The organism is Fluviispira sanaruensis (assembly GCF_004295685.1).
Taxonomy (GTDB): Bacteria; Bdellovibrionota_B; Oligoflexia; order Silvanigrellales; family Silvanigrellaceae; genus Silvanigrella; species Silvanigrella sanaruensis.
The window spans coordinates 506,790-527,027 of record NZ_AP019368.1; the positions used below are offsets into that span (position 1 = coordinate 506,790).

Below are 20,238 nucleotides of genomic sequence, written 5' to 3' on the forward strand. Positions count from 1 at the left end.
TTGTTTAAAATTTTATCACAGAGAAAAAAATTAAGAATTGAGTCCAGAGATTTTTTTTGCAATTTGCACTGATAATTGAACGCCATAGCCTGAGCTGCCTTTTTGCGTGTAACCTATGGCTTGGTTTTTATCAGAAACTCCAGCAATATCTATATGGGCGAAAGGAATATCTTCGGTAAATTCTTTTAAAAATGCCGCTGCAACCATGCTGCCAGCACCACCTGAATTTTTTCCTAAGTTAACAAGGTCGGTTATACTGCCTTTATTGTCATCCGCAATCTCTTCCCAAACAGGGAGTGGATATGCTCTTTCACCTGTTTCTTCAGAGGCTTTTATAACAATCTGTTCAAGCTCTTTATCGAAGGCAAAAACACCCGCTCCAACATGGCCAAGAGCTCCGATCATAGCTCCCGTTAACGTCGAATATTCTACAATATAATCTGGTTTTAAATCTTTAGCAGCATAATGAAGTGCATCGCTTAATACAAGGCGACCTTCGGCATCTGTGTTGAGAACTTCGATGGTTTTTCCGGAATATCCCGTGATGATATCTCCAACCCTAAAAGCCAATGCATCCACCATATTTTCGCAGAGGGCTCCAACGGCATAAACATGTATGGGTAATTTTTGTCGAGCTATGGCGAGAATAGAGCTTAAAGTAACAGCAGAGCCAGACATGTCGTACTTCATTCCTTCTTGATGAATAGACGGGGTTTTTAATGAATACCCACCCGTATCCACAGTTAAACCTTTGCCCACAAAGGCAATTGTTTTGCTAAACTTTTCAGGTTTATACTCAATAACTACGAATTGTGGTTCAAGCGCACTGCCCCCTGCAACAGCAAGCATAGCATTAAATCCCATTTCTTTGAGCTTTTGTGCACCCCAAATTTGGACGTTTAAATTCAGTTTCTTTGCTTGTTCTGCAATGTTTTCTGCAATGTATTTTGGAGTAGCGATATTAGGTGCCCCGTCTTGAAGCAGGCGGCAGGTATTCACAGAATTATTTATAATCTCAGTATGATTGAGTTCTTCTTGGCAGCCCGATATATTTGAAATATAAGTTACTTGAAGAGGTTTTTCGCTTTCAGCCATTGCTTGTGCTGTGGCATTGGAATTTGGGTATTTATACATACCTAAATTAAACCCAGCATGCACTTGAGCAATAAGTTCTTTAGAATTTATAAGTTTTGAATATGGTAAAAATGTAACTTGTTGGGTTTTGAGTGCAAGGGCAATTTCAGCAGACTTAATCCCAATTTGTCGAGCTCTTGATGGCTTAATATCTTGTTTTTTACCAGCACCAATCAGAACAATTCTTTTACTTATTTTTGAATTATCTGAAATTGAAACTGTGGATTGTAGCCATTTCCCTTCAAAATCACCAAATGATATCAGTTTTTGAATGATACCATTAAACTGTGAGTCAAGATTTGTGAGTTCTGAAGAATGAATTGTTCCCTTTTCGATATCAGTTTCATCTATTACGATTATAGCAAGGTCGGTATTGTTATTTTCAATGATAGGTTTGGAAATAAATTCAAGTGGTTTAATTTTAGGTAGTGACATAAAAGTACCTCATCTTAGGGTTAAAAAGCTGCCAATTTATTTTGCTTTAATCACTTAATCTTAGCAAGGAATTAGAATGAAAGTTTTTTCTACATCATTTTGGTTTATAAAACTTCCATTATTTTGTTTCGTTGCTTTTATTCTCTGGTTTATCCCTTGGGTTTTTTTATTATATTCTGGATTACTGATATATTTTCCTTATGAGAGTGATGGAAAATCAAGATATATTCGTATTACAGGTCCAGTCGTTAGTGTTTTTTCCCCTCAATCTTGGAGCTCATACAATGAAATCCCTAAAACCTGTAAAGCAGCCTTGATTGCAGCGGAGGATAATCGTTTTTATCAGCACAAAGGAGTGGATTTTGAAAGTCTAAAAATGAGTTTTATTACAAATCAGAAAATTGGAAAAAAAAAGCGGGGTGGAAGTACAATAACGCAACAACTTGTTAAAAATGCATTTCTTTCGCGTAAAAAAAGTTATTTACGGAAATCGAGGGAAATAATGGGTGCGTTTATTTTAGATGGAATCATGTTAAAAGATCAGCAGCTTGAATGGTATTTTAACGTTGTTGAATTCGGTCCAAAAATTTATGGACTCGAAAATGCTGCACAAAAATATTTTAACACGGAAGCGAAAAGACTCACTCCATCTCAATGCATTGCTCTTGTGGCAATTATTCCATCACCTAAAAAATGGAATCAAAGTTTGGTAACACAAAAACCGACATCGTTTTTTGTGCAAAGATATAAAAAAATCTTAAATACAATTCAAAAAATGGGTATTCTCAACAACAAGGATCTCGTCATAGCTCGTAACTATGAAGCTATAAAAGGCAAAGAACAATTGGACAATGCTTTGCTAAACAAAACAAAACTTCCTGATAATACTATAAAAACCATTGAGGGTGTGGAAGATTTTGATGAAAATGATGAAGATGAAAATTCAGAAGATTATTAAATTCTAAATTTTTAGTTGGATTATTGAAAATAATATCATAAAAACAATATCTTAATTTGTACTACTTGACCAGTTTGCGCTGCTTATGTATTAAGAACCAAGTTTGAGTAGAGAATATTTAAATTCGTTTATATTCTGGTCTCGTCCGCTTGGTAATGGATTATTAAAAGAGGAAATGAAATGAAATTAGGTTTTAGACAGTTCTTTTTGCATACCTTTTCCCTGCTTACTCTTATCCCTTCAATGAGTTCATTTGCCTTAACCGAAAAAAGTGTAACTCTTAAAGTAGCTCAAGAAAAAAATGATCAAGCGGATTCGAATAAATTAACAGAAAATGATAAAATTGATAAAAGTTTAAAAAAGGTTCTAGACGCAAAAGTCCTCAAAGTTTGCTCTGATGCAGGCTTTCTTCCATTCGAAATGAAAACTCAGACAGGTGAGTGGACTGGATTTGATATTGATATGATGAAACATTTTTCAAAATCTCTGAAGGTCGAATTAAAAATGATTCAAATTAGTTTTGACGGAATTATTCCAGCATTAATTTCTGGTAAATGTGATCTTATCGCGGCTGGTATGACAGTTACACCTGAAAGAGAAAAAATTGTTGCATTTAGTGATTCAACCTTTATCAATGGTCTGAGCATTGCACTCAAAAACACAGAAGATAATAAATCTGCTTATAAAAGCCTTGAAGATTTAGATAAAGATGATAACAATATTGCCGTTAAAACGGGATATACGAGCGATATTTATCTGTCAAAAACCTTGAAAAAAGCAAGAATTTTAAGATTCGATCAAGACTCTGATCTCGTTCTGGCTGTAACGCAAGGAAGAGCAAAAGCCTTTGTTACAGATACGACATATGTTAATTTAATGGATAAAGATAAACAAAATAAATTTATAATACTACCAACCAAAATTGTTTCAGATAGTTTTTCAATCGCAGCAAAAAAATCAAGTAAAGAATTGATTGGCTCCTTTAATGAGTTTTTAAAGACCTGGAAAGAGAGTGGCGGTTATGCGCGGGCAGAAAAATTTTATTTTCAAGATCAGCTTTGGAGATCTCAAGTTCTTGGGGTTAAGTAGATTTTAAAATAATATCTTTTTCGCTTACAAGCTGAGATTTTTTTGGATTTATAAAAAGAGAATTATAGGGTACGAATTTTCTTTCTCCAAAATACGGCACGAATTTTTGTGACCAATGATACCATTCTCTCTCGCTAAATTGCCAACTATAGTATTTATAAGTGAGTAGAGCATACAAATTTTTTAAAAGTCCATATGTTTTTTTAAAAGATTTATCCAGTTTAATGACTTGAGGTAGATTTGTATCGCCTGAGTAAGGGTCTATATAAATCTTTATCAAGTCAAGGTTTCGAGTGCTCGTTGAGTTTATAAGTTGTGATTCGAAAATGATATCAATTCTATCTCTGTATCTATTATTTAAGGATGAAAGTCTCCCAAAACTTAAGGTGACACCTTCGTATGCTTTATCTACCTCAATCCGATCGTGATAAAATAAGAATCCCTGAGCTCTCGTATCATGCAAAATATCTCTTATAAAAAATTCAGAATTATCATCAAAGTAATGTGTATTTTGTAATAAAACTGTTCTAAATAAAGTTAGTAAGTCATAATCAATTTTTGTATACCAACGATAACTTTCGAAAGTACAAACATTAATTTTATTCCATGGGCGAGACCAACCCATTTTTCTTTTGGCTCTATAATCTTCAAATTTTTGCATGAGGGAAGAAAGTAAATATATAGGAATATTTTTACTAGTTAATACTTCATAAGTATTTTTATAATTTGTTTCTGAATTTATTTCAGGGACACTATCGAGCATTTTACCCCTCGCATTTATTTTGCAATGTTGATATATTAATTTGAGTTGAGAAATAACTATAGCGTCATAGCTTTGTCATTCTTACTGAGCATATTTATTGATATAAGGTTTTCATACTTGCAGAAATATAATAACAAGATTCTATCAGATTTCAAACCTATTTGGTGGATGAGAAATCGACATTTACAGACGTTATTTCCCGCTCTTTTTTCATGTCAAAAAAATCTTTTATTAAACCGTGAAACCATTTATTTGCCAGATCATGATTTTATTGAAGTTGACTGGACGGCAAATAAACAGGAAGACAAACCGCTCATTTTGCTTTTGCATGGATTAGAAGGATCCTCGAATTCTTCTTATATTAGACGGACAATGCAGAAAGCGATTGATTCTGGTTTTCGCGCTGTATGTATGCATTTTAGAGGGTGTTCAGGCGTGCAAAATAAATTGCGCAGAGCTTATCACGCAGGAGAAACTGAAGATCTCAATTTTTTTATTAATTATTTAAGGCAAAAGGAAAAAATAAAATCTCAGGTATTTATTGTCGGTTTTTCTTTAGGCGGTAATGTTTTATTGAAATGGTTATCTGAAAATAATGAAAATGAATTTATTTCATCTGCAGTGGCTGTTTCAGTTCCATTTGAATTAGAAAATTCTGCTCAGAAAATGAACAAAGGTTTTTCAAGATTATATCAATGGTGGTTACTTAAAAGTTTAAAAAATAATTTGCTTAAAAATAATCGCTATAAAGATTTTAATTTATCTAAAGAAGAAATTGTTAGCATTAAGAATTTTTGGGAATTTGATGATAAAATAACTGCCCGTATTCATGGATTTAAGGGGGCTAAAGATTATTATAACAAATCAAGCTCAAGACAATATTTATCTCTTATCAAACATAATACGCTCATCATTCATTCACTTGACGATCCTTTTATGAGTGCGGCTTGTGTGCCACATCAAACTGAATTATCTCAATCAATTCAATTGGAATTGACATCGCACGGCGGGCATGTCGGTTTTATTTCTTGGCATTCTCTTTTAATTCCAATGTATTGGCTAGAAGCAAGAATAATAAAGTTTTGTCTTGCTCAAATTAAAATTTAATATGAATGTTTATTTTTATATAAGCTAACTTGCTTTTGTTGCTCAAGAGTTGTACTTCTATAGAGATGTATATCACCTTTAGTGGAGTGCGCTTAAAAATGAGGCTTCAAGTAAATCCGCATTCTTCAATTCCTCTCTATGCCCAAATTGTCGAGCAAATGAGAAATCAAATTCTCTCTGGCATCATTCAAGCTGGTACCGCTTTGCCTTCTGTACGTGAAATTTCAGAAATGATTGAAGTGAATTCACTGACAATTCAAAAAGCTCTTAAAATATTAGAAGTTGAAAAATTTATCATCATTCGTCGTGGTGTGGGTGCCTTTGTTTCCGAAAATATTAACTCGCTCAATCAAAATCAAAAAGAAGATCTTCTTAAACCTAGTTTGAGCAATATTGTATCGCATGCGCGTGAGTTAGGTGTTGAACAAGATAGATTTCAAGCTCTCGTTGAGGAATGTTGGAGTGGACAAGAAATATGATCGAAGTAAATAATTTAAAGCTATATGGCAAAACGCAAAATATAAGACTCGAGATTCCTCAACTTAAATTCCACTCGCCGGGTATTACGGCACTTGTTGGACACAATGGAGCAGGAAAATCGTCTCTGCTTAGATTGATGGCGGGTTTGGATAAACCGGATCTTGGCTCAGTTATTTATTTGGCAAAAGATATATTTAAGCATTTTGAATTATTGAAAGATAAAATTCATCTTATCTCTTGGAATCTTGAACTTTATCAAGGGCTCACAACTGCTGATCATCTTAAATTGATCAAGTCACTTGCGCAAAATTGGAATAGCGAAATTGAAAATGCTCTCTTACGGGATCTCGCTGTGCCTGCACATAAGCGCATCGATAAACTCTCCCGCGGTGAGCAAGTGCGTTTTCGCTTGTTATTAAGTTTGCCAAGAATGCCGATGGTGATTCTATTGGATGAAGTGACCAATGAATTAGACACGGATTCCAGAAGAACTATTTTTAAGAAGTTGGATGCATATTCTTACGATACAGGAGCCCAAGTGGTTGTCGCCACGAATATGGTCGAAGATATAGAGAGATATGCAACAGATATTATCCTTTTAAAAAAAGGGAAAGTTATTCTTCAAAGTGCACTAGATGCCATTAAAGAGGAGCATAGAACAAGCTTTGAAGAAATAATGCGAATTTATGAAAGAAAGGATTGTTAAACGTGATTGCAACATTCATGTTTCTGTTTAAACAGTATTGGTCTTTTTTTCTGTTGTGTTTAGTTGGCACTGTTGCGGGAATATATTTTGGCGGAATATGGTCTTTTCTTCCATTTATTTTTCTTATTTTATTTTTCTATGAATGGAATATTGCACCAAAAAAAGAACGGACTTGGAGTTTTATTGAATCTCTTCCTCTGACGTTTAATAAAAGATATTTTATCAGAGTCATTGTTCCCTTTACTTTAAGTGTGTTTATCATATTCCTGATAACTTTTTTTAAAAAAAATATAGAAAACGATTTGATCAGCAGTATTGCCGATGCGACCCGTATTTCATCGCTGTTTGTATTAAGTTCGATATTAGCAAGAAGTTTATCTGGTTTTATTGCTTGGATTATTTTTCTTTATCTCTCATCCTATTTTTTAGTAAATTATGTATGTTATGAATTTGCTATTTTCATTTTAAGTCTTTCATTTGCTTATTATTCTATGTCTGAAAAACGTGCATCAAAATTAAAAACTATAGTCTTGCCTTTAGTTTTATCGATTTCCATTCTTGTATCCGCTAATTATTTTAGATTAAATATATATGAGCTGGGTTTATCTATCCCAAATGAAAATTTACAGCTTACTGTTGCAAAAAAATTGTTAAAAGAAAAAGCTTTTGTTGGAAAAAGTGTTTCCATAGAATGGTTGGGAAATCGCAATGATGCGTTTTCAGAACCAATGCGTATTATTATTCCATCTTATTATAATGATAAATTACTTGAAAAAATGGAAACAGTTATTTTGCATGGAAATCATTGCACTGATGTTTGTAAATCACTTGCTGATTCTGTGTCTAATTATTCTAAAAATTGGAATCTTGAACGGATTGAAAAATACTTAAATTCAAATCGAGCGACCGAACAAATTTATGCTTTACGTATTCTAGAGAGTTCACCACAAGTCATTTATATCAGTCGTATTCTTCAGCTCGCAAAGAGCCCAGATGACGAAGTCAGTTCTATGGCAATTGATATATTACGGAACTGGGGAGATATTGATTTTTTTCATATTCCAAGCAATCCAATTTTTTAGAATTTCAATAGTATATCTCTTTATTTAATGTCTTTTATTGCATTTTACCAATTGAATCTTTAAATGTATCAGTTGGAAAAAGAGTCATTATTTGGACTTTTAGTGAGATATTATTGACAACATATATTTTATAAGAATATTATTATTTAAATAAAACAAATTAATTATTCAATATTTATTATTATATATTGTTTATTTATAATAAAATAGTGGAGCACATTTATTTATGCCTTTCTTGCTAAAAGTCTTTGTTATTTTATCTCCTATTTTTATTTTGACCTCATGTTTAAGCTCATTAACTTTAAACGAAACAGGTCGAACAGTGGGTAAAGGCAATCATGAGATTTCGATTGCTGCAGGTGTCCCTTATGCTTATGCCATAAAATGGAATTACGGTTTAACAGAAAATTTTGATTTTGGTTTAAAATTAGAGTCATTAACTCAAAGCTTCAGATTGAAATATGCTCTTATTCAAGGGAGTAGTGTTGATTCAGGTGCTTTAGCGATTGCAGGTGGTGCAGGAATAGGTGATGGAGGAAAATCCAAACACTATTATGGAGATATTATTGCAAGTGCTTTAGGCAGCAGTTGGGAGCCTTATGCTGCATTGCGATTGGGATATGTAGATGCAAAAACAGATATAAAATCAGATAACTATCCTTCTTTTATTATAAGTTTAACTGAAAATTTAGCTGCTGGCAGGACAACCTATGCCTATGGTCAAACATTTCTAGGGACGCGCTATTGGTTTTCCAAATCTACTTTTTTATCCCTTGAGGGGGCATATCTTTTTGTTTTTGATGAGAAAGGAAATATAGAACCCTCTGGGGCGGCAACAGGAGGTATAGCTTTGGGCTTCCGTTTTTAGTTATTGAGTTTTGCAGCAAATTGATAGAATCACAGAGAGTTGTATTAAAAAAGCCCACTTAAATATTTATTTAGGTGGGCTTTTAATATTGTTTGAACCTAATTATGAATTGGATTCAAACTCAGCGTCAACAACTCCATCTTTATTTTTGGAATTATTTTGCTTGTTGTTTGTATCGTCTGCTGTCTGTGCGCCGCCTGGTTGCGCGCCTGTGTTTTTATACATTTCTTCAGCAAGCTTGTGTGCTTTTGCTTCGAGAGAAGCAATTGCGGCTTCGAGAGCAACTTTGTCTTCGCTCTTTGTTTCGAGAACAGAGCGAGCGCTTGCAAGTTCAGTTTCAAGCGATGACTTCATTTCTGCAGGAAGTTTGTCACCATTTTCACGGAGATTCTTTTCTGTTTGGAAAATAATGCTGTCAAGCTTGTTGCGTACGTCGATTGTTTCACGACGTGTTTTGTCTTCAGCAGCATGACGTTCTGCTTCTTCCATCATGCGTTTGATGTCAGCTTCAGAAAGTCCACCCGAGTTTGTCACAGTGATTTTTTGTTCTTTACTTGTCCCAAGATCTTTTGCGGAAACATTCAAAATCCCGTTTGCGTCGATATCGAAAGTCACTTCGATTTGTGGAACGCCACGTGGTGCAGAAGGAATTTCAGATAAATTGAAGCGGCCGAGTGAGCGGTTGTCGCGTGCCATTTCGCGTTCACCTTGGAAAACACCAATTTCAACGCTTGTTTGATTATCTGCAGCCGTAGAGAAAATTTGGCTTGCACGCTTTGGAATGGTGCTATTGCGTTCAATAAGCTTTGTAAATACGCCGCCTAAAGTTTCAATTCCGAGGCTGAGCGGAGTTACGTCGAGCAAGAGAACGTCTTTCACTTCTCCACCGAGAACGCCTGCTTGAACGGCTGCTCCCACTGCAACAACTTCGTCAGGGTTCACAGAGCGGTTTGGTTCTTTTTTGAAGAATGCTTTTACTTTTTCGCCAACCAAAGGAATACGAGTGGAGCCACCGACCATAACAACTTCGTCAATTTGATCGATACTGAGGTTTGCGTCACGCAAAGCGCTGCGGCAAGGCTCTATAGTTTTGTCAATAATATCCATGATCATTTGTTCAAACTGGGAGCGCATAAGGCTCACAGCCAAGTGTTTAGGGCCTGTTTGGTCAGCAGTCAAATAAGGAAGATTGATATCAACTTTAGTTTGGCTAGAGAGTTCAATCTTAGCTTTTTCAGCAGCTTCTTTTAAGCGTTGCATAGCCATAGGGTCTTTAGAGACGTCCATGGATGTTTGTTTTTTAAATTCAGCAACGAGGAAGTCGATGAGGCGTTCATCCACGTTGTCACCGCCAAGGTGTGTGTCACCGTTTGTAGAAAGAACTTCAACAACGTTGTCACCAACTTCAAGTACAGATACGTCGAAAGTACCACCACCAAAGTCATAAACAGCAATTTTTTGGTTTGTTTTCTTGTCAAGACCGTATGCAAGAGCCGCTGCGGTTGGTTCGTTAATAATACGAAGAACTTCAAGTCCTGCGATTTTACCAGCATCTTTAGTTGCTTGTCTTTGTGAGTCATTAAAGTAAGCCGGAACAGTGATCACCGCTTTTGTTACTGTTTGGCCAAGATAACTTTCTGCTGCTTCTTTTAATTTTTGAAGAACCTTCGCAGAAATCTCTGGAGGAGCCATATCTTTGCCGCCAATTTCAAATAAGATCTTATCACTAGGACCTTTTTTTACAGTGTATGGCATTTTGTTGGCTTCTTCTGTGCGCTCTGCATAGTGGCTGCCGATAAAGCGTTTTGCAGAGTAAATAGTATTGCGTGGGTTTGTCACGGCTTGGTTACGTGCAGCGCGGCCTACAATAAATTCACCGTCTCGTGTATATGCTACAACAGAGGGAGTGGTGCGCTCGCCTTCTTGATTAGCAATTACGATGGGTTTGCCGTTTTCCATAACTGCAACAACTGAGTTGGTTGTACCTAAGTCAATACCAATAATTTTACTCATACTAAAAACCTCCGAGGTAAGGAAATGAAAATTAAGCTCTTTTTATTGAAATAGAATTAAGAAAAGAAATTAGTATTTTTAGCCGCTTGTCGACAAGCAAAAAACACAGGCTGCATTTCTTTTCCTGCTTGCGAGGAACATAAGCACCGATTTTATTGTGTCAACACAGAAAGTCAGAAATCTATTTTGAATGCGTAAGTATATGTTTGCGTGCTTTGCTAGTATCAGTTAAATGGGGATATGCTGAGTTAATTTTTTTTTACACAGTTTTGGAGTTACCGTGTTGTTAGATAGCCTTATCGAATTTTTTACAACTTATGGTTATATCGCTGTATTTGGTGTTCTTTTGCTTTGTGGATTTGGCCTACCTATTCCTGAAGATATTACCTTAGTTGCGGGTGGAGTTATCTCCTCTGTTGCTTGCGCCGTGGATGGGACATTTATGCAGGCCCTTCAATCTTGTCATCAGGTGCATTTAATGTTTGCAGTTTCCATGGCAGGCGTGTTGATTGGTGATAGCACAATGTTTTTTTTAGGATATATATTTGGCAATAAACTTTTAAAAGTAAAGTTTTTTGCTCGTATCGTGACACAAGATCGTTATAATTGGACCCAAAGCAAATTTGAAAAATATGGTTTTTGGTTTATTTTTGCAGCACGCTTTATGCCTGGACTCCGCTCACCTATTTACGTCGTTACGGGGATCACCCGCAAAGTTTCTTATATTAAATTTATTTTAACAGATGGACTTGCTGCTATTATCAGCGTGCCTCTTTGGGTCTATTTAGGTTTTTGGGGGCAAAGACAATTGACAGGTTCATCTGAGCTTGAGCATTATGTTAAAAAAGGGCAGATGGGTATCATTACCATAATAGGCATAGCAATTGTAAGTCTAATTATTATCTGGTATATAAAGAAAAAAATAAAAGAAAAAACAAATATATAATTTTTTAAAAAATAGGTGAAAATAAAATGGGATCTTTTTCAGAGTCTACAATAGCATTTGGTATTTTAAAATATTTAGGATTTTTAATAGCTATTATATCGAGTCAAGCTGCTATTGCCATTATGGCAAGAAGAAGGGGCGATAATTCGATGCAAACAAGTTCTATGGCGACCCTTAATCCTGTCCCACATATTGATCCATTGGGCACAGTGATATTTCCAATAATTACTATTTTAATGAATTCCCCAATCGTCTTTGGTTGGCCAAAAAGATTTAATATCGATACACGCTCATTTAGAAATATTAAAAAAGACATAAATATTATTTATTTGTCTGGTATTGGGATGAATTTTATAATCGCAATTATTTGTATGCTTTTATTGCGTTTTAGTGGCATGGGAGTGATTTTACCAACGAATTTATTAGACTTCACAAAGCCCGAGTTACAAATTGGCTTAATCGTTTCATTAATCGGGATATCAAATATAACAATTGGGGCTTTATCACTTTTGCCGATGCCAGGTCTGCCTGGTTGGAATATTCTTATCAATAATTTGCCATATAAATCTGCCAATACAGTGAGTAACAATGCAAATATGATATCGATTGCAGGGTTATTGCTGATTGTGTTTGGCGCTTTAAATTTCTTTTTTAAATTTTTCTTTTATTTATTTATATTAGGAACTAATTGATAATGGTAATAACATAATGGCACACGATAAAATCTATACGATCTACAGTCACTCCGATGCAGATGGGGGGATAGCGGCCGCATTATTTTCAAAATTTATAAACGATAAATATGCAAAATATGGTTGGTATATAAATGTGCAGCCTGTCAATCACGTGTCGAGTTTAGGTGAGTGGAGTTTAAATGAAATCAAATGGCCCTGCTCAATCTTAGATTTTACATTGCATCCTTCTTTACTAAGTGAAAGATTTTTCACGCAAAAATTTGCGCTCGAAAAAAGTGGCGAGTCTAAGAAATCTATACCGGACTGTTATTGGCTTGATCATCATCCAACGGGATCGAGTTATCCATTTTTAACCGAACAAAATACTGCCGAGATTCTCCCAAATGTTATCACAAAATGGGATATATCAGCGATTAGCACCCCTGGCCTTTTGCGCACGCATCAACATGAACTTGAGTTGCCTGCAAAACTAATGAAAGAATACGAAGAATTTATTGACTATGCCGAAATTATTGATGGAGCACTCTACGCGACCTGTGAAGCTGCACATGATTACTCTTCAACAGCTGTAAAGTTACAAGTTTTATTCAATCCAAGCCATCCGGCTATTCATAATGAAACGCTTTATAAAAGAATTGTAAAACAAATCACAAAAAGTCCATCCATAGAAGAATTATTTGATTCCGATTCGCTCTACTCAGCAATATTTAGCTTTGAAGAGCAAATTTTTAATAAACAACTGCGACTTTATAAAAAGAATACAAAGCTCAAAGGAAAAGTTGCTTTTGCAAATTTCAGTGAAAGTCGTGAATTTTCAGGGATGGGTCGCTTTGTGCCATATATGATATTTACTGAAGCCCAATATGCGTTGCATATCATGCCAAGTTTTAACAAAGGATATTCATCCCTTTCCTGTGGAATTAATCCATGGAATAAACCTGCAGATGCAAACAAACATTTAGGAAATTATTTTGCCAAGAATTTTTCTGGAGGTGGGCATGCGTTTGTTGCGGGTGGCAAAGTCATGAATCATGAATTTGCCAAAATTGAACAATTATTAGAGTTTTTAAATGAATGACTTTTTTTGGGATTTCTATTCTAATGAAAAAGTCATTTTGAGTGAAGTGTTAAATTCCGTTATAGTTGGTGATAATCTTTTTGTCTTAGAAAAATTAAATAAATATTACGCAAATAAAATAAAACTAATTTATATCGATCCTCCTTATAATACGAAAAAAAAATTTGTATACAATGATAATTTTGGTAGCCATCAGCATTGGTCGCAGATGATGAAATTGCGCCTTGAAATTGCCTATAAATTGTTAAAAGAGGATGGATTTATTTTTATAAGTATTGATGACAATGAAGTACATTATTTACGCATGCTCATGGACAGTATTTTTGGTGAAGAAAATTTTAGAAATTGTATTGTTGTTCCAAGAGGAATAAAAAATGTTCAATCACAGTTTTCTACCTCACAAAAAATTACTATTGGGCATGAATATCTTTTATTTTATAGCAAAAATAAAAATATAAAAATTAAAAAATTTGAATTTGATCGCAAAGAATTAAGAAAAGGGATTTGGAATAACCATTGGCGAGGCACGGAAAGGCCTAATTTGCGCTATGAATTATTTGGGATTATTCCTAAAAAAGGACAATGGCGTTGGAGCAAAGAGCGCAGCGAAAAAGCAGTAGAGAATTATCATCTTATGTTTCAGGATCTAAAAAAAATATTCTGCAATTTATTAATGGAAGATTTATTTTTAAAACAAGAATTAATTGACAACTGGTACATGGAAAATACTTCACATGGCAAAAAAATTGATCTTTTGCGTTTAAATAAAAATAATAAGCCAGAGCATTATATTTCTCCCTCATATAAAAGGATGGGAAATGATGTGTGGTTTGATATAAAATGCACCGGCAGTTATGATCTCAGAAAAATAATTCCTGAAGCACATTTTGATATGCCAAAGCCAATCGATCTTATTAAAAGAATTGTGAATTTAATCACAAATCCTCTTGAAAATGATATTATATTGGATTTCTTTGCTGGCTCTGGCACCACGGGACAAGCCGTTTTTCAGCAAAACATGGAAGACAAAGGTAATAGAAAAGTTATTTTAGTTCAGCTTTTTAAAAAAATAGAGGGGCTCTCTCAATACGAAATTCATTCTTTAGCAGAGCTTGCTTATAAAAGACTCGATCTCTTTATCAAGAAAAATAACTTAGATTGTTCCTTTAAATTTTTGCAGTCTTAGGTTTTTTAATAGGAATACTTAATAAAATCAATAAAAAACTATTTACCCCTAAAATATATAAAAATAAATGTGGATATTTTGAAAAAAAAGTATCACCCTTTCCTAAAGGAACAGCCACTATAGCATAGGTTGTTTTTGTTTCTGAGGTCGTTATCTTGCTTAATATTTTTCCTGTTTCATCACTCACCATTAATATTCCTTGAGCGGGAGCGCGTACGACTGAAAATCCACCCTCAATACCTCTAAAAATTGCTATTTTTCCGTGTAACCAGGCGTCTGTAACAAAATCCAAAGCGGGGACAAAAACAATGCTGGCTTTTTGCTCTGAGTTTGCCAGTGCTGTTGCTTGAAAATCCATATCTTTACAGATGGCAATTCCAAACTTATTTTGCTCATAGTTAAAACCTAAAAAACTCTTACCTGGCGTCAATTCAGGCAAGCTATTCTTTGTCTTTATTTCGAAACCTGGTAATAAATAATTTTTATTATATGTTGTTGTGAGAACACCTTCTTGAGAAAATATCCAGGCAGAATTATAATTTTTATTGTCTATATTCATGCGACGAATCCCTATGATTATCATCACATCATTTTTCTTGGCCGATTCTGCAATTAAGTTTGCAATTGAAGATTCATACTTAGTTGTTAGGGTTACAATTTTTTCCGGGAAGACTATAATTTGTGCACCATCCTTCTTAAGAGCTGGAATGAGTGCTAAATATTTATGAATTACTTCGGTTGCAGTTTTTTCATTTGGGATAAAAGATAATGCAAATAAACTATCGATGGAGGCTAATCCAACTTTAATTTTTTCTGATTTATTGTCTTCCAATGAATTTATTCGCCAGAAGCCAAATATAATTACAGAGAGAAAAATGATAAAAGTGGGTAGAAAAGATATAAGTGATTTTTTGCAGCCATTTATTACCAAAATATAGATTGCTTGTGCTAAAGAAAAAGAGAATAGATAAATTAAAAAGGTAACGGCATATAACCCTGCAATGGAAACAATCTGAATTAACGGTAGATTATCAATTTGACTGTATGCTAAACTGCCAAAAGTTCCATGGTCTGATATGAGTGAAAAAATAAATTCTGTAAAGGCAAAGAGCGAAGGTGGGAAAAATACGAGATACCATTTTTTGTTTAATAAAAATATATATTTACTTAACAAAATAAGACACGAATAAACTAATGATTTGAAAATAAGAGTTAAAATAATATCAGGCAATGTTTTAAAATATTCAAAATAGCTTAGGCTTCCTATAAAAAAGGATATAAGAGCTAGTAATGCAGTCCTTTTATAATTATTAAAAAAAGAATAAAGAAAAATTGGTGTGGCTGCAAACCAAATTAAAAAACCCGTATTATTAAAACCCGAAGAAAAATATGAGCTGTTCGAACTTATAAAAAGTGCAATAAAAAATACCAAAATTTCAATTTTCTTCATGAAAAAACCTGTAATAAAATAATAAATATTTAATTGAATTAATTATAAGAAGATTCAAGTCCCAAAGGTGATAAACTCTTCCTCGCCGGCTGGTGAGGGAGCGGGTGTTTCTGGTGCTTTAACTTCTTCAAATCCACCCATAATGAAATCCATTTGTGCACCTGTCAATAAATATTTTTCTTTGCTTTCTGGAGTTGGTGCTTCTTGGGGTTTAGGAGTTTGTGCAGGATCTCCTTTAGCTTCTTTTTGTAATCGATCTAAAAGTTTTTGAGGTTTAGTATATTCTTTAGGGGATTTTTCCATTGCTTTTTTTGCATAATCTAATGCTTTTGGATTATCGCCTAGTTTTGAATATGCGAGGGCAATATTATATAGTAATAAATGTTCTCTTACTTGGTCATCTAAAACTTTAATAGCATTTTTATATAAAGTAACGCCTTCACCATATTTTCCGGCTTTGACTAAAAGGATTCCTTTGTTATTAAAAAAACTTGCAAGTTCAGCTCCTTTTTTTAAGTTTGCTAGAACTTTTTTACTTTCATCCGTTTTGCCTTGAGTTGCGAGCGCGCGTCCTAAACCATAAGTTGCGCGTTCATCATTTGGATTTAGTTTTAAAATAGAACTAAAGTTTTCTTCAGCTTTATCAGCTTCTCCAGATCCTAAATGCAGTTCGCCAATCACAAGCAATCGATCGATATTATGTGGACTGTATAATTTTGCTTTTTCAAGAACTTTCATGGCATCGTCAAAGCGATTTGTTTTAATATATACTTTTGACATCAAGTTTAGAGCCATAATATGATTCTGGTCAATTTTAAGAACTTTATTTAAAAACTCTTCCGCTTTTTTTATTTGTTGAGCTCTTAGTAAGAGTTCAGCATATAAAGTCAAATAGCGAAGAGATTTTGGATCTTGCTTAATTCTTGGCAAAATAAGATCTTCAGCTTGTTTATATTTTTTATCGATAAGAGCATTGTTAAATTGAGTTTGAAAATTTTTATCACTATTGGGATTTTTATGTTGTTCACCTAATTCTTCGAGACGCGCAATAAATGCCTTTTCTGCAATAGGCTTAGTGACTGTTTCAAAAAAACTAAATTCAGAAAGAATGGCCTTATCTTCTCTGCCAATACTCCCAACTAATGGAACGCAAAATGTCTCTCTAACTTTTTTTTCAGAATGAGTTTTTATATATTGAACAAGGGCTATACCCGAAAAAATTGGCATACGCACATCGACGATCACTAAATCATAAAACTCTTGTGACTCTTCTAATTCCTTGAGTGCTTTATCAGCACTTAAAAATGTTTTGTAATTTTTATTTCCTAATTTAACAAATATTTTTTCAACTTGTGAAAGAATATCTGGATCGTCATCGACAACCATAATATGATTAAATGCAAATTGTGTCATTTTCTCCTCCGTCCGATCCTTTAGATTTTATCATAATCGCTCGATATCTCTTTATGTCAGTTAATTGCTACCAATGCTTACTAAATTCAGACAGAAAGAATGAAGGGATAATGTCAAGCCAAAACCCCTTAGAAAAAAAGTTAGATAGATACTATGAAGATATTATGAATAAAATTATGGAAATTTTGCAAACACAAAAAGATCTTCTTGGCGAAGAGAAAGACTTGAAAAAGGATGTTGCTAAATTAAAGGAACATGTATTAGAAATTAAAACCAATATTCAAGCAATTGAAGCAAAATTATCAAGTAAATCTTCTGGAATAAGTCATGTGAGTGGTTCTCATCAACCTCACCCCCCTTTAGGAACTTCGATCGCAAGTGCTGCGACACTTTCGTCAGCAGCGGGTTCAAATCAAGGTCAACAAACGGGTGCTCATTTGCCTGCTTCATCAAAAAGTCTAAAAGATTTTTTGGCGCAGGAGTTTGCAATATTTGATGTAAAAGTTTTAAACGCTTTTATAAAATCAACCAAAGAAGTGATAAAAACAAATACAAAAAATGATCCAACATTTTTGAAACCTGTGATTGAAGCTGGAATGACTTTACCAATCGTTATTGCGGGAAAAATGCCCTTATCTCGCGATAAAGGAAAGGGAGCAATGGCGTTTAGTATGGCGCTAGAAGCTGCACAGGCTATTACGAAGGCAGTTTTTATGATGCCAGAGGATGGGAAGGTGAATGATGCGGATATTAAAGATGTGACAAGTGAAATTTGCAATCAAATCTGTGGAAAATCAAAATTAACTTTAAAAAGCGAAGGGTACAGTTTTGAAATTGGCTTACCCGAAATTCATCAAGGAAATCCAACAGAATTATTAGCAAAACTTGGGCATCCCAAAGTTGCTTTACATTTTGAATATTTAAAGAAACCATTTTTTGTCTTTTTTTGGGGTTAGATTATTTAGATATATATATTATAAATAATTATATATATCTAAATAACTATATTTAATGTTGAGCGGTTGTAATTTATTCAAAATTTGGGTGCGCATGACAATTGAATATTTAAGTTTTGTTACGCTAAAGTCATAATATAATAATATAAGATTACCAGAAAAATAATATATCAATCCCTTGATAATTGAAAATACAGTGCTAGATTAAATTAGTCTCGTCTCTATTATAAAAGGAAATATTCATGAAATTAAAGTATTCTTTGCTATTGCTTTCAGCTATTTCAAGTACTGTTTATGCAAAAACCTATAATTTAGATACAGTTATTAATAAAGATAATATCAGTCAAATTATTTCTGCTATGACTAAATCTTTTGAAAAAGGCGAAGTTGATTCGACTTTTCCAGTAGGAATTTCTGGGACTTATGAATTAGATGAGCAAAATCGTTTGGTCTCGATAAATGTTGATCATGCTGTTTTTAAGATGATTAAAATCCCTCTCGTGGGAAGTTATCAGACAGATGTTTCAATCTCAGGAAAAATTAATGCAGGTAATTGTGGTAATATTGAGCAAGTAACTCATAAAGTCAATTCTGGCATACCAGAAGCTATCAATGCAAGATTTAGTGAGAGAGTTAAAGTTCAAGGGGCTAAAGCTCTTCAGCTTGGTATTGAAAATTCAGGCTTAAAAAAATATTGTATAACTCCTAAGTACGATTTATATTTCTATTAAAAATAAATAATTAAAAAAAAGTATACAGGGACGAGGCAAATTTAAAGATCAAAGAAAATGCTTTGATCTTTTTTAATTTATACTATTGATATTGATTGTTATTATAATTTTTTGCAATATTTTCATTTATTTCACTTTCAAAAATTTTATAACTCAAAATTTCTAGAAATCTATCCATAATATAATTTTCATTTTCTAAAGCGGCTTGAGCTAATACTTTTTTAGATTCTTTATTGCTGTATAAAAATAAACATGTTTCACATGGATGGGTCGATGATAAAGGTAAGTCAATATTTGGATTTATTTTTCTACTTGCTTCAAGCACTGCTTCAGGTCCATCGGTATGGATCCACATTTTTATCAAGTCATCAGGTGTCGTTTTTAGAATATCAATAAGAGATTTATTTCGTAAATTTCCGATTTTCATTTCACCGATTTTTTCTAAATGAAGTCCACAACAAGAGCTCAAGTCAAGATCGGGAGTGACTGTCAAAACGTTTAAAACAGTATTGCAACGTGTTTTATTTTGCTCTAAAAAGCGTGAGCGACTCGAGGGATGTGAAATCTCTTTGACTCCATCGGATTTAATCCAAACATTTCTTTGAATGATAAGTTTTTTATTTTCAATGAAGTTTTTTATGTCAGGGTCTGCAAAAAAAATATTATTATTTAATTCAAATGATTCATTACATATTTCAATATTTACAACTGTTAATATATCATTTCTTACTGCAGCTTTTACTCCATTTAAAATCCGTTCAATTTTTACATATTTCTGATGAAAATTGCCCGTGCTAAAATTTATTTCACTTAATCCACAGTTTTTTAAATCAGTCAGCTTTTTTTCAGCCGCAGCCTCTGAGTAAGCCCAGTAACCATTTGTTATGCAGCGGGTACGAAAACCAAGGGAATGTGCTTGAAAAACTCTTTCTTCAAGCTCCTTGCCCAGGGTAAAACACTCACCTCCCGTAAAACAAATTAGTTTTAGAGTCGGAATAAGTGCCGCTTCATCAATGAGGCTTTTTAAGTTTTCCTTGGGAATTCTTTTCGTAACTTTAGGATTGCAAGCAAAACAGCAATGTTCGCAGGCTGCAGTGCAATGATGAGTGGTTATCAATGAAAGAGTTGTGGGAAGTATAAACATATTT

General features: G+C 33.8%; 19 protein-coding genes. 13 read left to right on the forward strand and 6 right to left on the reverse strand.

Going from position 1 to position 20,238, the window contains the following annotated elements; all coding sequences use genetic code 11:
• Positions 1-30: 30 nt before the first annotated feature.
• Complete coding sequence (locus tag EZS29_RS02195; protein WP_130606083.1) at positions 31-1,569, reverse strand: leucyl aminopeptidase family protein; 1,539 nt, start codon at positions 1,567-1,569, stop codon at positions 31-33.
• 76 nt (positions 1,570-1,645) lie between these two features.
• Here EZS29_RS02195 and EZS29_RS02200 point away from each other — a divergent pair, with 76 nt between their 5' ends.
• Together EZS29_RS02200 and EZS29_RS02205 are read left to right on the forward strand one after the other, a co-directional pair.
• A complete protein-coding gene (locus tag EZS29_RS02200; RefSeq protein WP_130606085.1) occupies positions 1,646-2,527 on the forward strand; it encodes a biosynthetic peptidoglycan transglycosylase in 882 nt (293 codons plus the stop codon).
• Positions 2,528-2,707: 180 nt separating this feature from the next.
• Entirely contained in the window at positions 2,708-3,616 is a 909-nt protein-coding gene (locus EZS29_RS02205; protein ID WP_130606087.1) for a transporter substrate-binding domain-containing protein, read from the forward strand.
• Here EZS29_RS02205 and EZS29_RS02210 read toward each other — a convergent pair.
• Positions 3,609-4,379, reverse strand: a complete 771-nt coding sequence (locus EZS29_RS02210; RefSeq protein WP_130606089.1) for a hypothetical protein — start codon at positions 4,377-4,379, stop codon at positions 3,609-3,611. The genes EZS29_RS02205 and EZS29_RS02210 overlap by 8 nt on opposite strands.
• A gap of 117 nt (positions 4,380-4,496) precedes the next feature.
• Here EZS29_RS02210 and EZS29_RS02215 point away from each other — a divergent pair, with 117 nt between their 5' ends.
• From EZS29_RS02215 to EZS29_RS02235, 5 genes are all read left to right on the forward strand, one after another.
• Entirely contained in the window at positions 4,497-5,486 is a 990-nt protein-coding gene (locus EZS29_RS02215) for a hydrolase (protein ID WP_130606091.1), read from the forward strand.
• A 98-nt stretch (positions 5,487-5,584) separates the two neighbouring features.
• Positions 5,585-5,965: a GntR family transcriptional regulator gene (locus tag EZS29_RS02220; RefSeq protein ID WP_172603728.1), complete on the forward strand. Its 381-nt coding sequence runs from the start codon at positions 5,585-5,587 to the stop codon at positions 5,963-5,965.
• On the forward strand, positions 5,962-6,672 hold the full coding sequence (locus EZS29_RS02225; protein WP_172603729.1) for an ATP-binding cassette domain-containing protein: 711 nt from the start codon (positions 5,962-5,964) through the stop codon (positions 6,670-6,672). Before EZS29_RS02220 ends, EZS29_RS02225 begins: the two co-directional genes overlap by 4 nt.
• Positions 6,673-6,674: 2 nt before the next feature.
• Complete coding sequence (locus EZS29_RS02230) at positions 6,675-7,754, forward strand: hypothetical protein (RefSeq protein ID WP_130606097.1); 1,080 nt, start codon at positions 6,675-6,677, stop codon at positions 7,752-7,754.
• Between the two features lie 226 nt (positions 7,755-7,980).
• On the forward strand, positions 7,981-8,622 hold the full coding sequence (locus EZS29_RS02235) for a hypothetical protein (protein WP_130606099.1): 642 nt from the start codon (positions 7,981-7,983) through the stop codon (positions 8,620-8,622).
• A 102-nt stretch (positions 8,623-8,724) separates the two neighbouring features.
• Here the strand turns inward: EZS29_RS02235 and dnaK are convergent, their stop codons facing one another.
• A complete protein-coding gene (dnaK, locus tag EZS29_RS02240; protein ID WP_130606101.1) occupies positions 8,725-10,635 on the reverse strand; it encodes a molecular chaperone DnaK in 1,911 nt (636 codons plus the stop codon).
• A gap of 283 nt (positions 10,636-10,918) precedes the next feature.
• Here dnaK and EZS29_RS02245 point away from each other — a divergent pair, with 283 nt between their 5' ends.
• Genes EZS29_RS02245 through EZS29_RS02260 form a run of 4 tightly spaced genes read left to right on the forward strand, consistent with a single transcriptional unit; the run spans position 10,919 to position 14,540 of the window.
• Positions 10,919-11,581 (forward strand): DedA family protein, encoded by a 663-nt coding sequence (locus EZS29_RS02245; protein WP_130612719.1) that lies wholly within the window; start codon positions 10,919-10,921, stop codon positions 11,579-11,581.
• 26 nt (positions 11,582-11,607) lie between these two features.
• The gene (locus EZS29_RS02250) at positions 11,608-12,273 is read left to right on the forward strand and encodes a site-2 protease family protein (RefSeq protein ID WP_130606103.1); all 666 of its coding nucleotides are present in this window, start codon (positions 11,608-11,610) and stop codon (positions 12,271-12,273) included.
• A 16-nt stretch (positions 12,274-12,289) separates the two neighbouring features.
• Positions 12,290-13,354, forward strand: a complete 1,065-nt coding sequence (locus EZS29_RS02255) for a hypothetical protein (RefSeq protein WP_130606105.1) — start codon at positions 12,290-12,292, stop codon at positions 13,352-13,354.
• The gene (locus EZS29_RS02260; RefSeq protein ID WP_130606107.1) at positions 13,347-14,540 is read left to right on the forward strand and encodes a site-specific DNA-methyltransferase; all 1,194 of its coding nucleotides are present in this window, start codon (positions 13,347-13,349) and stop codon (positions 14,538-14,540) included. Before EZS29_RS02255 ends, EZS29_RS02260 begins: the two co-directional genes overlap by 8 nt.
• Here EZS29_RS02260 and EZS29_RS02265 read toward each other — a convergent pair.
• Entirely contained in the window at positions 14,521-15,990 is a 1,470-nt protein-coding gene (locus tag EZS29_RS02265) for a nitrilase-related carbon-nitrogen hydrolase (protein ID WP_130606109.1), read from the reverse strand. The two genes, EZS29_RS02260 and EZS29_RS02265, sit on opposite strands and share 20 nt — an antisense overlap.
• A 54-nt stretch (positions 15,991-16,044) precedes the next feature.
• On the reverse strand, positions 16,045-17,403 hold the full coding sequence (locus EZS29_RS02270; RefSeq protein ID WP_130606111.1) for a tetratricopeptide repeat protein: 1,359 nt from the start codon (positions 17,401-17,403) through the stop codon (positions 16,045-16,047).
• A 110-nt stretch (positions 17,404-17,513) separates the two neighbouring features.
• Between EZS29_RS02270 and EZS29_RS02275 the strand changes: the two genes are divergently transcribed.
• Positions 17,514-18,359, forward strand: coding sequence for a chemotaxis protein CheX (locus EZS29_RS02275; RefSeq protein WP_172603730.1), 846 nt, complete (start codon positions 17,514-17,516; stop codon positions 18,357-18,359).
• A gap of 242 nt (positions 18,360-18,601) precedes the next feature.
• Entirely contained in the window at positions 18,602-19,090 is a 489-nt protein-coding gene (locus tag EZS29_RS02280) for a hypothetical protein (RefSeq protein WP_130606115.1), read from the forward strand.
• An 82-nt stretch (positions 19,091-19,172) separates the two neighbouring features.
• Here EZS29_RS02280 and EZS29_RS02285 read toward each other — a convergent pair whose 3' ends face one another.
• Positions 19,173-20,234 (reverse strand): radical SAM protein, encoded by a 1,062-nt coding sequence (locus EZS29_RS02285; protein WP_130606117.1) that lies wholly within the window; start codon positions 20,232-20,234, stop codon positions 19,173-19,175.
• Between the last annotated feature and the right edge of the window lie 4 nt (positions 20,235-20,238).

What these genes read in the sequence shown, in the direction of transcription:
- EZS29_RS02195 (WP_130606083.1), bottom strand. Translation starts at nt 1,569, where the DNA reads ATGTCACTACCTAAAATTAAACCACTTGAATTTATTTCCAAACCTATC.
- EZS29_RS02200 (WP_130606085.1), top strand. Translation starts at nt 1,646, where the DNA reads ATGAAAGTTTTTTCTACATCATTTTGGTTTATAAAACTTCCATTATTT.
- EZS29_RS02205 (WP_130606087.1), top strand. Translation starts at nt 2,708, where the DNA reads ATGAAATTAGGTTTTAGACAGTTCTTTTTGCATACCTTTTCCCTGCTT.
- EZS29_RS02210 (WP_130606089.1), bottom strand. Translation starts at nt 4,379, where the DNA reads ATGCTCGATAGTGTCCCTGAAATAAATTCAGAAACAAATTATAAAAAT.
- EZS29_RS02220 (WP_172603728.1), top strand. Translation starts at nt 5,585, where the DNA reads ATGAGGCTTCAAGTAAATCCGCATTCTTCAATTCCTCTCTATGCCCAA.
- EZS29_RS02225 (WP_172603729.1), top strand. Translation starts at nt 5,962, where the DNA reads ATGATCGAAGTAAATAATTTAAAGCTATATGGCAAAACGCAAAATATA.
- EZS29_RS02235 (WP_130606099.1), top strand. Translation starts at nt 7,981, where the DNA reads ATGCCTTTCTTGCTAAAAGTCTTTGTTATTTTATCTCCTATTTTTATT.
- dnaK (WP_130606101.1), bottom strand. Translation starts at nt 10,635, where the DNA reads ATGAGTAAAATTATTGGTATTGACTTAGGTACAACCAACTCAGTTGTT.
- EZS29_RS02250 (WP_130606103.1), top strand. Translation starts at nt 11,608, where the DNA reads ATGGGATCTTTTTCAGAGTCTACAATAGCATTTGGTATTTTAAAATAT.
- EZS29_RS02255 (WP_130606105.1), top strand. Translation starts at nt 12,290, where the DNA reads ATGGCACACGATAAAATCTATACGATCTACAGTCACTCCGATGCAGAT.
- EZS29_RS02260 (WP_130606107.1), top strand. Translation starts at nt 13,347, where the DNA reads ATGAATGACTTTTTTTGGGATTTCTATTCTAATGAAAAAGTCATTTTG.
- EZS29_RS02265 (WP_130606109.1), bottom strand. Translation starts at nt 15,990, where the DNA reads ATGAAGAAAATTGAAATTTTGGTATTTTTTATTGCACTTTTTATAAGT.
- EZS29_RS02270 (WP_130606111.1), bottom strand. Translation starts at nt 17,403, where the DNA reads ATGACACAATTTGCATTTAATCATATTATGGTTGTCGATGACGATCCA.
- EZS29_RS02275 (WP_172603730.1), top strand. Translation starts at nt 17,514, where the DNA reads ATGTCAAGCCAAAACCCCTTAGAAAAAAAGTTAGATAGATACTATGAA.
- EZS29_RS02280 (WP_130606115.1), top strand. Translation starts at nt 18,602, where the DNA reads ATGAAATTAAAGTATTCTTTGCTATTGCTTTCAGCTATTTCAAGTACT.
- EZS29_RS02285 (WP_130606117.1), bottom strand. Translation starts at nt 20,234, where the DNA reads ATGTTTATACTTCCCACAACTCTTTCATTGATAACCACTCATCATTGC.